Origin of the sequence: Parabacteroides sp. AF39-10AC (assembly GCF_003635405.1) — a bacterium.
In the GTDB taxonomy this organism is placed as follows: domain Bacteria; phylum Bacteroidota; class Bacteroidia; order Bacteroidales; family Tannerellaceae; genus Parabacteroides; species Parabacteroides distasonis.
Window position 1 is genome coordinate 108,194 of the sequence record NZ_QTLP01000007.1, and the last position, 14,015, is coordinate 122,208.

Below are 14,015 nucleotides of genomic sequence, written 5' to 3' on the forward strand. Positions count from 1 at the left end.
GATAAATAAAACAGGTATGAAACGACAAATTTTCTCGCTGTTCCTGCTCTTGCTCACGTTGGTAGCTTGTGGGGATAAGCCTTTGGACCCGAATAAACCCGTATATGTGAAAATCAAGACGACGATGGGAGACGTCACCGTCCTGCTATACGACGATACGCCTCTTCACCGGGATAACTTCATAAAGCTCTGCCAGTCGAACGAGTATGAGGGTATGCTTTTCCACCGTGTTATCAAGGAGTTTGTCGTGCAAGGTGGTGATCCGGAGAGTAAGGCGCATGAGCCGGGTGCCTTGTATGGGGATGGCGATGGTGGTTATACCGTTCCCGCTGAGATATTACCCAATCATTTTAATAAGAAAGGCGCTTTGATCGACGCAAAAGAGATCGATGCCGTGAATCCGGAACGTGCCTCCGCCGGTACGCAGTTCTGTTTTGTGCAAGGGAAAGTCTTGGACGACAAGGAGCTTGCGGAGAAAGAGGCTCGTATCAATGAGATCCGCCGCAACTGGTTGTACTATAAATTCCGGGATGAGCTGAAAAAGCAAGATCCTTCCTTGGCCGCCGATTCCTTGGAGAATGAGTTACATGCCCGTGCGTCCATCTTGGTGGAAGATACGTTGGCGGTATTAGGCCCGGTAGTGATCCCGGCCGAACGGCGTGAGATTTATAAGACGATCGGTGGCGTTCCGCATCTGGATGGCTCGGTAACGATCTTTGGCGAGGTAGTGGAAGGCTTCGATATCGTAGAGAAGATCTCCGTGGTAAAGACGGATAAGAACGATCGTCCTTTACACGACGTGATGATTAAATCGACGAAGGTTTTCCAGAAATAATAACAATGCCTATTATAAGGAGGTAACGATGCCCATTGTAAACTCCTTATAATGGGCATCGTAAACACTTTAGAATGGGCATTGTTAAAACTATCGTATAGCTCTTGTTATACGAGGCTGATCGCTAGCTTGTTATACTAAAAGTATCATCGATCATATTTGGCTCTCGAGCCATTCCAGATACTTCTTTACTCCCTTCGTATCTTCCGCCTCGGGGCTCCAAGGCGCTAGGTTCTCCGGTGCTAGCGGCGCAAACGGCCCTTGCTTTATCTCATAAATAACCGATCCGGATTCCAGTACCAGAAGCCCGTGCCATGTTCCGGCCTTGATCTCCGCTCCATAAGCGCCTTCCTTTGGATTCAGTATCGTTTTCTCCGTGATATTCCCTTCCTCGTCAAACAAGAATACCGCTACCTTCCCACGTAGCAACAAGAAGATCTCGTCTTTCGCCGGATTTAAATGCCGGTGCGGACGCAAATACGTACCGGGCTCCATGGCATTCAGTAACCGATTGATCGGATCATCCAATCTCTCATGGAAATTATAGTTCATTCGCAGGCGGGGAGACTGCAAGGCTTTGGCCTGGGTCTCGTCGAGTAATTGTTCGTTGATTATCTTCATCTCTGTATCTTATTGTATTTCTGAGCCACGAATATACGAAATATTTATTGGTCAATGCTTGATATTGCGTATCTTTGCGCCTTGATCATACATATTCTTGAGTCTGAAAATTAAATATTTATGTTATTTAATTCCATAGAGTTCCTTATATTCCTGCCATTGGTTTTCTTTGGTTACTGGTTTGCTTTCAAGTCTTTGCGGTGGCAAAATCTATTTGTGGTAGCTGTTAGTTACCTGTTCTACGGATGGTGGGACTGGCGCTTTTTGCTGCTGATCCTGTTTACGTCGTTATGCAGTTACTTGAGTGGAGTCTATTTGGAGAAATGCGCTGGCAACCGGTCGGTCCAAAAGTGGATAAGTGCCGGTAATATTTTACTGAACCTTTCGATCTTGGGTGTATTTAAGTACTTTGATTTTTTTACCGAGAATTTGGTAAATGTCCTTCACCTATTGGGCTGGGATGCCGATTACGTGACGTTGAATATCTTGCTCCCTGTCGGGATCAGCTTTTATACGTTTCAGGCTTTGAGCTATACGATTGATGTTTACCAAGGTAAAATCAAGGCGACTCATGATATCGTGGCATTCTTCGCTTATATCAGTTTCTTCCCCCAATTAGTGGCGGGCCCGATAGAACGGGCTACCCATTTGTTGCCTCAGTTTCTCCGGCCTCGTAATTTCGATTGTGATCTGGCGTTGGATGGTATACGCCAGATGCTTTGGGGATTTTTCAAGAAAGTGGTGGTTGCCGATAATTGCGCTTTGTTCGTGAACGGTGTGTTTGAGAATTACCAGACGTTGGATGGGAGTACCTTGTTTCTGGGGGCTTTCTTCTTTACGATACAGATTTACGGGGATTTTTCCGGATACTCGGATATAGCGATCGGCTGTGCCCGGTTATTTGGCATAGACCTTATGCAGAACTTTAAGTATCCTTATTTCTCTCGGGATATAGCGGAGTTTTGGCGGCGTTGGCATATATCGTTGACGACTTGGTTCCGGGATTATATCTATATACCGCTAGGGGGGAGCCGGGTCGGAAAATGGAAGAGCTTCCGGAATACCCTTGTTATTTTCTTGGTAAGTGGATTCTGGCATGGCGCTAACTGGACGTTTGTGGCATGGGGAGCGTATCATGCGTTGTTGTTTCTGCCATTGCTATTGTTGGGTCAAAATAGGAGGTATAGAGATTCCGTGGCGGAAAACAGTTTCCTTCCCTCTGTGAAGGAATTGACACAGATGGGAGTTACGTTTCTACTGGTCTTATTGGGATGGATTCTGTTCCGGTCGGAAGATATATCTCAAGCGGCTGTGTACCTCGAGCGGATGTTCAATGCCTCATTATTCTCGGCTCCTCAACTTGTGGGCTTGGGATTCGGGCAACTCCTGCTGAAGAAATGTTTCTTTTTCACGGCTCTTATGTTCGTCGTGGAATGGATCGGCCGAAAACAGGCGCATGGGTTGATGATAGAGGACCTGAGCCTTCCGGTTCGGTATGTTATCTATACGGTATTGCTGATCATCATCTATGGTTTCGACGCCAGTAATCCACAAGGTTTCATTTATTTTCAATTCTGATAAGTATGAGAAGGTTCTTTATAGCTATATTCCGGTATTTAGGGGTGGTAGGATGTTTAGGGTTGCTTAGTTGTCTGTTGATCCGCTCCTATTTTCATATAAGCGTACCCAGCCTCAAGAGTGATCCGGAAGTAGAGGTATTGATTTTGGGAGATTCCCATCCTTTACATTCGATATCCGCCGATATGCTGGGGAAATCGAGGAATGACGCTAAATCCAGTGAGAATTATTTCAATACCTATATCGATTTATGCTTGAAAGCGCCTTACCTTCCCCATTTGAAAACCGTGATATTGGGGTTTGGTTATCACACGTTTACCGTGGCCGATGATTCCTATCAGGATGAGTTTCCTGCCTATATGTCTATTTATCCCCATCTGAAGGAGCGGGAGGATTTGCGACCCTTGGTACAGGAGGCTGTTTCGCCGGTAACCCGTAAGGAGGTCATGTATTCATATGAGTTTGGCGTTCCGTTCAAGAATTGCGTAGCTGAGATTAAAAGGAATGTGATCGAGCGTATTTTCACAGGGGCGACCGGGGGAACACTAGACGTTATTATCGATCGTCATTACTATGATGATAAGGGTGCTTATTTATTGCCATCCTCATTTCAACAAGAGATGTTGGGGCGAATCGTAGAGGAATGTAAGAAGCGGGATCTGTCTCTTATTTTGTACAATGCCCCTGTTTCCACGGAATATATGGAACGGGTTCCTTCGAGTTATCGAGAATTGACGGATTCTTTGGCTCGGGAATATGTGGATGATAAAACGGTCTTTTATTTAAATTATACGGCTGTATCGCTACCTGATTCTTGCTATAGGGACGCTGATCATTTGAATGAAATCGGTATCCATAGATTTACCCCGTTGTTAAAAGATACCTTGACTTGTTTGGGGGTAATTTCGGAATAGTTTTCGTATATTTGTAGAATAAACGATCGAATTAAATATACCACATGAAAGGAAACCCGCTTTATATCCTGCTTTGGCTATTCCTTATTCTTTGCTTTGCCTGTTCGCCCGGTAAAAAAGAAAAGAAATATGTCATCGGTGTATCTCAATGCTCGATGACGGATATTTGGCGTCAATCCATGATACGTGATATGGAAGTAGAGGCTTTAAATCATCCGGAGATCGAGTTGGTCGTAATGGATGCTAGTCAGGATAATGATACTCAGATCAGCCAGATAAAAGGTTTTATCAAGAAAAAGGTGGATTTGCTGATTATATCGTCGAATGAGACCGAGCCTGTTACGCCTGTCGCTGTTGAGGCGTACAGGGCTGGTATTCCCACTATCATATTGGACCGGAAAATTAATAGCGATGAATATACGACGTATATTGGAGCGGATAATTACGAGATCGGTCGCTCGATCGGAATGTACATCAGCTCCTTGATCAAGGGGGAGACAACGATTTTAGAGATATGGGGACGGAGAGGCTCTTCCTCCGCTACAGAAAGACATCAAGGTTTTGTCGATGCGATGTCTATTGATCCGAATGTGAAAATCCGGGAGTTGGATGGGTATTGGTACAGGAAGAATGCCTATGAGGAAGTCTTGAAGCTGGATTCCATAGAGGATGTCGATATCGTTTTCGCTCATAATGATATGATGGCCTTAGGGGCCCGTGAGGCGATTGAGGAGCGAGATTCGTCGCTGGTGGGGCACGTGGAATTTATAGGCGTAGATGGACTCTTGGGAGGAGGCTTAGGCGTGGAGGCGGTTGCGCAGGGTAAGTTGGATGCCTCTTTTTATTATCCGACAGGTGGTGGGGTGGCTATTAAGGTAGCATGGCAGATCTTAAGCGGACAAGCTTATACGAAAAAGTATGCATTAAGCACCGCTATGATCGATAAGACCAACGCCGGTACCCTTTATTTACAATCAGACCGGTTGGTAGAATATCAACGCCAGATCGAGAAACAGCGTGCGAATTTGTCGCAATTGCTCTCGAAATATAACTTTCTTTATAGTTCCTTGATTATTATCTTGATATTGGCGCTTTTATTGGGTGGTTCCGCTATTTACACGGTTTATATTAATCGTAAAGTGCGCCAGAAGAATCATTTGTTGAATGAGAAAAATCGTTTGGTACAACAACAGAAAGAGGAACTCTCGGTAGCGAATCAGCGCATCGAGCAAGTCACGACACAGAAATTGCAGTTCTTTACGAATGTATCTCACGAGATAAAGACTCCTTTAACCTTGATTCTAGGGCCTCTGAACAAGATGGCGCAAGATGCCCCGGTAGGCGTTTTCGCGGATGATATCCGCATCGTTAAGAAGAATGCGGAACGCTTGAAACGTGTGATCGACCAATTGCTGGATTTCCGGAAGATAGAGAATAATAAGATGGGATTGCGGGTTACTAAGATGGATTTGGTCTTTTTAATCCAAGAGGTGAAATCTTATTTTAATAATCTGGCCCAGAGTAAGCGAATTGATTATACCTTCCTGCATGAAATGGATTCTCTTTTTGTTTGGGTGGATACGGACAAGATGGAGAAGATATTAACGAACTTGCTCTCGAACGCCTTTAAGTTTACCCCGGAGCAGGGGAAGATTACGATTCGTTTGCGGGAGGAGGAGACGGAGGTTGTCTTATCGGTGGAAGATAATGGAGAGGGTATTCCCCCGGAAAACCTAGCCTCCGTATTCGAGCGCTTTTTTACAAGCGGGCAAAGCTATGCTCCGGGAACGGGTATCGGACTGCATTTGACACGGGAATTTGTCCTTATGCATAAAGGCTCGATCCACGTGGAAAGCGAGCAAGGCGAACGGACAGTGTTTACCGTTCAGATCCCGAAAGGTAAATCTCATTTTGATGAATCTTGTGTCTTTCTGTCGAATGCGACGGAATCGTCCTCTGGTGTAGCGCATTTGGATATATCCCAAGTTCAAGAAACGTTGAATAAGAAATATGATTATACGATCTTGATCGTTGAGGATGATTGGGATATTCGCGCTTATTTACAGCATGAGTTGTCCGGGAATTTTAATGTACTTGTAGCGGAGAATGGTGCCAAGGCCTTGGATATTCTATTGAAGGAAAATGTATCACTGGTCGTCAGTGACGTGATGATGCCGGAGATGAATGGCTTCGAGCTTTGCCGCCGGGTTAAGTCGGATATGGCCCTCAGTCATATCCCGGTAATCTTGCTTACGGCTCTTTCGGATGACAGTCAACGCTTGTATGGATTTGAGGGGGGAGCGGATGAGTATATCCAGAAACCGTTCAATATCGAGATCGTGAAATTACGTATCATTAAATTGTTGGAAGAACGTAATCGTTTGCGGGAGGTTTTCTTGAAAGAGTCTCAATCGCCTGCGGGACTTTCCATCGAGACTAAAGGGAAGGTGGAGAGTCTGGATGATTTGTTTATGCGTAAGTTTATCGCTTTAATAGAGGAGAATTATAGCGATCCCGATTTCAGTATAGAGAAAGGCAGTGAGAAACTGGGTCTGTCTCGTGTGCATTTATATCGAAAGGTGAAGGAGTTGTCCGGGATTACCCCTACGGACTTTTTGCGTAACTATCGTTTGAAAAAGGCATCCGCCCTATTGAAGCAGCGATCCGGAACGATTAGCGAGGTTGCTTATGCCACGGGATTCGGCTCGCCGGCCTATTTCTCCAAATGCTTTAAGGCGGTTTATAATATAACGCCAACCGAGTTTATAGAGTCTTTGTAAGGATGCTGCTAGTACAGATGTTACATGCGGGTAACGTCTGTTATTGTCCCTTGGAAATAAATCTTTTATGTAACTTGTGTGATTTATCTTGTAGCTATAGTTATCGTTGTATTTATAACGATGATATACTTTTGCGGTGTCGATAAGTACGAAAGTTGTTTTTAATAGAAAGACCATGGAACAGGTGACTGAATCAAGACGTAAACCAATTGTCGTTGGGATTGGAGAATTATTATGGGATATGCTTCCTTCCGGGAAAAAGGCTGGGGGTGCCCCGATTAATTTTGTCTATCATGCGTCTTGCCTAGGTGCTGAGGGATATGCTATCAGCGCTGTCGGAGATGATGAGTTGGGTAAAGAGATCGTTGATGAGTTGGATAAGAATCATATCCAGCATTTGATCGAGAAAGTGCCTTACCCGACGGGAACCGTTCAGGTAGAGTTACGAGAAGGTATCCCTACTTATACGATTCATGAGCGAGTGGCTTGGGATCATATATCGCCTACATCCGACGCGATTGATTTGGCGGAGAAAGCGGACGCTATTTGTTTCGGTACATTAGCCCAGCGTTCCCGTCAGTCCCGGGAGACGATACAAGCGATCTCGTCGTTTGCGCCGAAAGACGCTTATCGTTTGCTGGATATCAATCTTCGCCAGCGATACTATGATAAGGAGTTGATCGAGGAGTCTTTGTACTTAGCGAATGTGTTGAAGGTGAATGATGAGGAGTTTAACGTTCTTCGGGACTTATTCGGCTTGAATGGAACTGAGAGGGAAGTGGCTTTATGGTTTATTGAGAAATACGGCCTTCGGATGTTTGTCTTGACTGCGGGGAGCTCCCATAGTACGATTTATACGAGAGAGGAGATCTCTACGTTGCCCACGCCGGAGGTCACGGTGGCGGATACGGTCGGGGCGGGGGATGCTTTTTCGGGGGCTCTAATCATCTCGCTCTTAAAGGGGAAGTCCTTAAGCGAGGCCCATCATTTCGCTGTAAAGACAGCGGCTTTCGTTTGTACGAAAGAAGGTGCGTGGCCTGTTTATGAAGAGTAATTCGTTTATATCATATGTGTTTAGATGTTTTGAGTTTATACAATTTCGAATAGGTATTACGTTTTTAAGGTAAAAAGGTTGTTAGGATATAAGAAGAGAAAGGCAAAAAGAAAAAGATGGTTTTTGTTTTAGGTTAAGTTAGATTAGATTGGTGAAAAGTGGCTCGGCTGTTGAAGTCGGGCTATTTTTATGTCCTTATGTTTCCTTCAAATAGAATGGTCTCGATAACCTGCAAGATTCTTCTTACAGGCTAACGAGACCTTCCGCTTTTATCTTTTCTGATAGCTTACAATTAATAAGCTCTCTCCAATAACCAAGCGTCTTGGAAGTTAGGAGCGTATTTCGCCTTGATGGCATCACGGCTATCGGCGGCGTCCGCTTTATTGTCGAAACTAGCGACGATCACACGCAACATACCTTGCTCGTTCTCGCCCAACACTGCGTTATAGCCATCATTCTGCATACGTTCTTTTAATGCGTAAGCGTTTGTCTTATTCTTGAAACTACCGACAACAACGCTATAACGTTTCAGACGGCTAGCGTCCTCGCCTTGAGCGGCGTTGATTTTTTCCGTACGAGTGGTAGCCGTAGAGGTTCTGGGTTTTGAGACAGGAGCGACCTCAACAACTTCTTCCTCTTGTTCTACAACCTCAACAGGAGCCGTCGACTCTTTTTCTTTGGCCTGTTCGTAAGCAGCCTTGTACGCGCTCTGTTTAGGTTTACATGAGCCGAGTGCTAATACCATACATACAGCGGCTCCAAATAACCAAATCTTATTCATACTGTTCAGTTCTTATAATTAGTAACGCGAAGATATAAATTATATTTAGTACTTTCGCACTCAAATTGTAATATATTATAACGGCATGAATAAATCTATCGGAACAATGATTATGGCAACATCTCTACTGTTAGGTGCTTGCAATCCGGCTACGGATGTGAACGTGAAGGAGACCGGTGATAAGAACCTTATCGGGAAGTCGGACATCCGGATCAAAGACGGTCGCATGACCCCGGAAGCTTTGTGGGCCATGGGACGTATCGGCGGTATGAACGTATCTCCGGACGGGAAAAAAGTGGTGTATACGGTGGCGTATTATAGCGTACCGGAAAACAAGAGCAACCGTGAGGTCTTCGTGATGAACGCTGACGGATCGGATAATAAGCAAATCACGAAAACCGGATTCGCTGAGAACGAGGCCGTATGGATCAAAGGAGGAACCAAGATCGCTTTCTTATGTAACGAGAGTGGTAGCAGCCAGCTTTGGGAAATGAATCCGGATGGGACGGACCGTAAGCGACTTTCCGATTATGATAAGGATATCGAGGGTTTCGCTTTCTCTCCCGATGAGAAAAAGGTCTTGTTTATCTCGCAAGTGAAAACCGTGAATAGTACCGCTGATAAATATCCGGATTTGGATAAGGCGACAGGTGTTATCATTACGGATTTAATGTACAAGCATTGGGATGAGTGGGTGACTACCGCTCCGCATCCTTTTGTCGCCGATTTCGATGGCAAATCGATCAGCAATCCTGTGGATGTAATGGAGGGCGAGTTGTTTGAGAGCCCGATGAAGCCGTTTGGCGGTATCGAGCAATTGGCTTGGAACACTACCTCGGACAAGATTGCCTATACCAGCCGCAAAAAGACGGGTAAAGAATATGCGATCTCTACGAATTCGGATATTTATGTATATGATCTGAATACGAAGCAAACGACCAATATAACGGAAGAGAACAAGGGATATGATACGAATCCCACCTATTCTCCGGACGGAAAGAGTATCGCTTGGCTAAGTATGGAACGTGATGGTTACGAGGCGGATCAAAATCGCTTGATGGTAATGAATCTGGAGACGGGTGAGAAAACATTCGTAAGCAAGGATTTTGACTCCAACGTGGATTCTTATTGCTGGAGCGCTGATTGCAAGCGTATCTATTTCACGGGCGTTTGGCATGGCGAGTCGCAGGTTTATCAGATAGACTTGGCGAATGGCAATAAGATTACCCTGCTGACCGAAGGTATGTACGATTACGCCTCTGTCGCTCTTCTGGGCGATAAGCTGATCGCTCAACGTCATTCCATGAGCATGGGAGACGAGATCTATTCGATCGATTTGACAGGGGATCATACGGTAACTCAACTTACGTTTGAAAACAAACATATTTACGACCAGCTTACGATGGGTAAGGTAGAGGAACGTTGGATGAAGACGACGGATGGCAAGCAGATGCTAACGTGGGTTATCTATCCGCCTCAGTTCGATCCGAATAAGAAGTATCCTACCTTGTTGTTCTGTGAGGGTGGCCCGCAAAGCCCTGTGAGCCAGTTCTGGTCTTACCGTTGGAATTTCCAGATCATGGCGGCTAATGACTATATTATCGTGGCACCGAACCGTCGGGGTCTTCCCGGATTTGGCTTGGAATGGAATGAGGCTGTCAGCGGCGATTATGGCGGACAATGCATGAAAGACTATTTCACCGCTATTGACGAGGTAGCCAAGGAACCGTATGTAAATAAGGATCGCTTGGGTTGTGTAGGCGCCAGCTTCGGTGGATTCTCCGTATATTGGTTGGCAGGTCATCATGATAAACGTTTCAAGGCGTTTATCGCCCACGATGGTATCTTTAATATGGAAATGCAGTATCTGGAAACGGAAGAGATGTGGTTCGCCAATTGGGATATGGGTGGAGCGTACTGGGAAAAGCAAAACGCTACGGCTCAGCGTACATTCGCGAACTCCCCGCATAAGTTCGTGGACAAATGGGATACGCCTATCCTTTGTATCCATGGAGAGAAGGATTACCGGATCTTGGCTAATCAAGGAATGGCAGCGTTTAACGCCGCGGTTCTTCGGGGTGTACCGGCCGAGTTGCTGATTTATCCGGATGAGAACCATTGGGTATTGAAGCCCCAGAATGGCGTTCTATGGCAACGCACATTCTTTGAGTGGTTGGATATGTGGTTGAAGAAATAAAATTTGAAGGCCGTCCCCAAAGTATATAGCTTTGATGGACGGCCTTCTTTTCTCAACGCAATAACAAACTAAGCGATAGTAATATCCTTATCCAAATAAATATCTTGAATTGAATGAAGTAACTCCACGCCGTCTTTCATCGGACGTTGGAACGCCTTTCTTCCGCTAATCAGCCCCATGCCACCCGCACGTTTGTTTATGACAGCGGTGACGACAGCGTCTTTAAGATCTGAGGCGCCATGAGATTCCCCACCGGAGTTGATAAGCCCGACACGTCCCATATAATTATTAGCAACTTGGTAACGGCAGAGGTCGATCGGATGTTCTGTCGTTAACTCTGTGTACATCTTTTGATCGATCTTCCCGAAATTGATAGCGGTGAAACCTCCGTTGTTCTCCGGTAGCTTCTGCTTGATGATATCGGCCTTGATCGTGACGCCAAGGTGATTAGCCTGTCCGGTCAAATCGGCTGCCGCGGAATAGTCGATGCCATCCTTTTTAAAAGAGCTGTTTCGTAAATAGCACCATAATACGGTCGCCATACCTAGTTCATGGGCATACTCGAATGCGTCGGCAATCTCGACTAGCTGACGTCGGCTTTGCTCTGATCCGAAATAGATCGTGGCCCCTACAGCTACGGCGCCCATATTCCATGCTTCCTTCACCGTGCCGAATAAGATTTGATTGTAAGAATTCGGATAAGTAAGAAGCTCATTATGATTTAGTTTTACCAAGAATGGAATCTTATGGGCATATTTTCGTGCGACTGACCCTAGTATGCCGAACGTAGAAGCGACTGCGTTGCAACCACCCTCGATCGCTAATTTTACGATATTCTCCGGATCGAAATAAATGGGGTTTGGAGCGAAGGAAGACCCTGCGGTATGCTCGATATCTTGATCTACCGGGAGGATAGAAACATATCCGGTGTTAGCTAATCTTCCGTGCCCCAACAAGGTTTGCAGACTATTGAGAGTCTGTATGTTTCTATCTGAATTGACCCACACATCGTCCACGCAAGTGGGTGATGGAAGATGAAGCAGCGATTTATCAATAGTCTTACATACGTGATTTAAATAATAATCACTTTTGTCTCCTAATAAACTAATAATCTTAGATGTATCCATATAAATAAATATTTACTTAGTAAACAATCACTGTCAAAAATAAGTTCCATAGTTTTTATCGATTAACACATAGAATTAATCTATCGATGAATTATGGTAGTATCGGATAGTTTAGTTAATTTTGTGCCATACAACCAATAAAAATTTTGCGATATATGAAAAAGAAATGGATTTGCACAGTATGTGGTTATGTACACGAAGGTGATGAGGCTCCTGAGTTCTGCCCTCAATGTAAACAACCGAAAAGCAAATTTAAGGAATTAGTAGAGACAGAAGGTGCGTTGCAGTTCGTTGACGAACATGTACTAGGTGTTGCTAAAGGTGTAGACCCAGTGATTTTGGAAGGTCTGAACGCTCACTTTATGGGAGAATGTACCGAAGTTGGTATGTATTTGGCCATGAGCCGTCAAGCAGACCGTGAGGGTTATCCTGAGGTAGCTGAGGCATTCAAGCGTTACGCTTGGGAAGAGGCTGAGCACGCTGCTAAGTTTGCGGAGCTTCTTGGTGACGTTGTTTGGGATACGAAGACTAACTTGAAAAAGCGTATGGAAGCTGAGGCTGGCGCATGCGAGGACAAGAAACGTATCGCTACATTGGCTAAACAACAGAATTTGGATGCGATCCATGATACCGTACATGAGATGTGCAAAGACGAGGCACGTCATGGCAAAGGATTTGAAGGTTTATATAATCGTTATTTCAAGTAATTTAGAGGTATTAGTTATATGTTTTAAAGAGGGGCGTTCTGTGAAGAATGCCCTTTTTTGTATTTGATAAAGTAATTTTAGCCTTTCAAGAGAATAACGATACTATATTTTATGTACTTTTGTACACGTCAACCACAAGGAAAGATGCCGGAGTGGTCGAACGGGCCGCACTCGAAATGCGGTGAACGGGTAACTGTTCCCTGGGTTCGAATCCCAGTCTTTCCGCTTGATTATTAGCTCTTTGTCGTAATATACTGTAGGGGATTTGTTCATTTTAGCCTCCTTACATACCTATTCATACAAGCTTTTTTTGCATGAATAGCATAAATGATTTACAAATAGTTTACAGTAAAAATTATGGCATATTTCAAAATTTGCGTACGAGCTAAGAGAAAAGACAATACGTATCCTGTTTATATTCGTGTAACCCATCACGGACAGGTAGGATATATAAAAACAGATAAAGTCTGTAAGGCTAAGTCTGTTCGGAAGGGTGAGGTAATAGATAATTACATCATCAAGGATATTTCTATTCTTATTGACGGGTATATGTCCCGGCTTAATCGTGAAGATATACAATGTTGGGATATCAGAAAGATACTGGACTTCTTGAGGAGGGATTCTAGCGCACCTTCTTTTTCTGAATTTTGTGAGGGGTTTACCTCTAAGATGGATAACGAGGGAAGAGAATCCACGTCGATAAATTATAAGCTTGCGTTAAGGCGCTTGGAGGAATATATGGGGAAAGACGACATTCTCTTCTCTGATCTTACATCGTCTATATTCAAGGAGTGGATAGATTCGATGAAAGATAGCTTGTACAAGAAACATGGCTATCCGAAGCGGATCAAGACAATGTTTATGGCTGGATGCGAGCGGTATAATAATTATGATACCGGCGAGATGCTTATACGGAATAACCCGTTTAGGGGAGTGAGGGTACCTAGACCTACAGTTCCAGAGAAAAGGGCATTGGACATTAGAACCGTTCGAGATTTTTTTGCGGTATCCGCGGAGTATGGATCAAGAGCTGATCGTGCTAGGGATGTGTGCGAGATCGTTTTTTGTCTTGCCGGAATTAACACCGCTGACCTGTATTATATGGAAAAAGAGAACCTTAGAGACGGAAAGATGTGTTACTGCAGACGTAAGACTACTAATAGGAGGGATGACAAGGCGTATATAGAGATAGCCGTACCAGATAGGCTATCTCATTTGCTTGAGAAATATGCTGGAGAAAAAAGGCTGTTTAACTTCTGTGAGACTTATGGATAAAGTAAGAATTTCAATAAATGTATAAACGAGGGAATAAGTGATATAACAAGAAAAAACGACCTTCCTCATATTTCTGTCTATTCGTTTCGGCATAGTTGGGCTACATTCGCTCAAAACGATTTCGATGCAAGTTTGGATTTAGTAGG

Annotated in this window: 11 protein-coding genes and 1 tRNA gene; 9 read left to right on the top strand and 3 right to left on the bottom strand. The window is 44.5% G+C overall.

What is annotated here, in order from left to right:
- Positions 1-16: 16 nt before the first annotated feature.
- Positions 17-835: a peptidylprolyl isomerase gene (locus tag DW033_RS08460; RefSeq protein ID WP_005855996.1), complete on the top strand. Its 819-nt coding sequence runs from the start codon at positions 17-19 to the stop codon at positions 833-835.
- 153 nt (positions 836-988) lie between these two features.
- Here DW033_RS08460 and DW033_RS08465 read toward each other — a convergent pair whose 3' ends face one another.
- Positions 989-1,456 carry a WbuC family cupin fold metalloprotein gene (locus tag DW033_RS08465; RefSeq protein ID WP_048928286.1) on the bottom strand — a complete coding sequence of 156 codons (468 nt, stop codon included), beginning with the start codon at positions 1,454-1,456 and terminating at the stop codon, positions 989-991.
- Between the two features lie 120 nt (positions 1,457-1,576).
- Here DW033_RS08465 and DW033_RS08470 point away from each other — a divergent pair, with 120 nt between their 5' ends.
- From DW033_RS08470 to DW033_RS08485, 4 genes are all read left to right on the top strand, one after another.
- On the top strand, positions 1,577-3,034 hold the full coding sequence (locus tag DW033_RS08470; RefSeq protein WP_048927458.1) for an MBOAT family protein: 1,458 nt from the start codon (positions 1,577-1,579) through the stop codon (positions 3,032-3,034).
- A gap of 5 nt (positions 3,035-3,039) precedes the next feature.
- Positions 3,040-3,948 (top strand): hypothetical protein, encoded by a 909-nt coding sequence (locus DW033_RS08475; protein WP_005868094.1) that lies wholly within the window; start codon positions 3,040-3,042, stop codon positions 3,946-3,948.
- Positions 3,949-3,992: 44 nt separating this feature from the next.
- On the top strand, positions 3,993-6,728 hold the full coding sequence (locus tag DW033_RS08480) for a substrate-binding domain-containing protein (protein WP_122382646.1): 2,736 nt from the start codon (positions 3,993-3,995) through the stop codon (positions 6,726-6,728).
- A gap of 175 nt (positions 6,729-6,903) precedes the next feature.
- Positions 6,904-7,782 (top strand): carbohydrate kinase, encoded by an 879-nt coding sequence (locus tag DW033_RS08485; RefSeq protein ID WP_005856006.1) that lies wholly within the window; start codon positions 6,904-6,906, stop codon positions 7,780-7,782.
- A 292-nt stretch (positions 7,783-8,074) separates the two neighbouring features.
- Here the strand turns inward: DW033_RS08485 and DW033_RS08490 are convergent, their stop codons facing one another.
- Positions 8,075-8,563: an SPOR domain-containing protein gene (locus DW033_RS08490; RefSeq protein WP_005856008.1), complete on the bottom strand. Its 489-nt coding sequence runs from the start codon at positions 8,561-8,563 to the stop codon at positions 8,075-8,077.
- Between the two features lie 85 nt (positions 8,564-8,648).
- On the opposite strand from DW033_RS08490, the gene DW033_RS08495 reads away from it, so the two are divergent.
- Positions 8,649-10,760, top strand: coding sequence for a S9 family peptidase (locus DW033_RS08495; RefSeq protein ID WP_196009752.1), 2,112 nt, complete (start codon positions 8,649-8,651; stop codon positions 10,758-10,760).
- 68 nt (positions 10,761-10,828) lie between these two features.
- Here DW033_RS08495 and DW033_RS08500 read toward each other — a convergent pair whose 3' ends face one another.
- Positions 10,829-11,887, bottom strand: coding sequence for a class I fructose-bisphosphate aldolase (locus tag DW033_RS08500; RefSeq protein ID WP_008771817.1), 1,059 nt, complete (start codon positions 11,885-11,887; stop codon positions 10,829-10,831).
- A gap of 155 nt (positions 11,888-12,042) precedes the next feature.
- Between DW033_RS08500 and DW033_RS08505 the strand changes: the two genes are divergently transcribed.
- The 3 genes from DW033_RS08505 (at position 12,043) to DW033_RS08515 (ending at position 13,869) form a co-directional block, all read left to right on the top strand.
- On the top strand, positions 12,043-12,594 hold the full coding sequence (locus tag DW033_RS08505) for an NADH peroxidase (RefSeq protein ID WP_005856013.1): 552 nt from the start codon (positions 12,043-12,045) through the stop codon (positions 12,592-12,594).
- Between the two features lie 138 nt (positions 12,595-12,732).
- A tRNA-Ser gene (locus tag DW033_RS08510) sits at positions 12,733-12,819 on the top strand.
- A 132-nt stretch (positions 12,820-12,951) separates the two neighbouring features.
- On the top strand, positions 12,952-13,869 hold the full coding sequence (locus DW033_RS08515) for a phage integrase SAM-like domain-containing protein (RefSeq protein ID WP_233554161.1): 918 nt from the start codon (positions 12,952-12,954) through the stop codon (positions 13,867-13,869).
- Positions 13,870-14,015: the final 146 nt, after the last annotated feature.

Bases quoted from the DNA above. Each gene is read 5' to 3' on its own strand.
- DW033_RS08465 (WP_048928286.1), bottom strand. From the start codon at position 1,456: ATGAAGATAATCAACGAACAATTACTCGACGAGACCCAGGCCAAAGCC.
- DW033_RS08480 (WP_122382646.1), top strand. From the start codon at position 3,993: ATGAAAGGAAACCCGCTTTATATCCTGCTTTGGCTATTCCTTATTCTT.
- DW033_RS08495 (WP_196009752.1), top strand. From the start codon at position 8,649: ATGAATAAATCTATCGGAACAATGATTATGGCAACATCTCTACTGTTA.
- DW033_RS08485 (WP_005856006.1), top strand. From the start codon at position 6,904: ATGGAACAGGTGACTGAATCAAGACGTAAACCAATTGTCGTTGGGATT.
- DW033_RS08505 (WP_005856013.1), top strand. From the start codon at position 12,043: ATGAAAAAGAAATGGATTTGCACAGTATGTGGTTATGTACACGAAGGT.
- DW033_RS08470 (WP_048927458.1), top strand. From the start codon at position 1,577: ATGTTATTTAATTCCATAGAGTTCCTTATATTCCTGCCATTGGTTTTC.
- DW033_RS08515 (WP_233554161.1), top strand. From the start codon at position 12,952: ATGGCATATTTCAAAATTTGCGTACGAGCTAAGAGAAAAGACAATACG.
- DW033_RS08490 (WP_005856008.1), bottom strand. From the start codon at position 8,563: ATGAATAAGATTTGGTTATTTGGAGCCGCTGTATGTATGGTATTAGCA.
- DW033_RS08460 (WP_005855996.1), top strand. From the start codon at position 17: ATGAAACGACAAATTTTCTCGCTGTTCCTGCTCTTGCTCACGTTGGTA.
- DW033_RS08500 (WP_008771817.1), bottom strand. From the start codon at position 11,887: ATGGATACATCTAAGATTATTAGTTTATTAGGAGACAAAAGTGATTAT.
- DW033_RS08475 (WP_005868094.1), top strand. From the start codon at position 3,040: ATGAGAAGGTTCTTTATAGCTATATTCCGGTATTTAGGGGTGGTAGGA.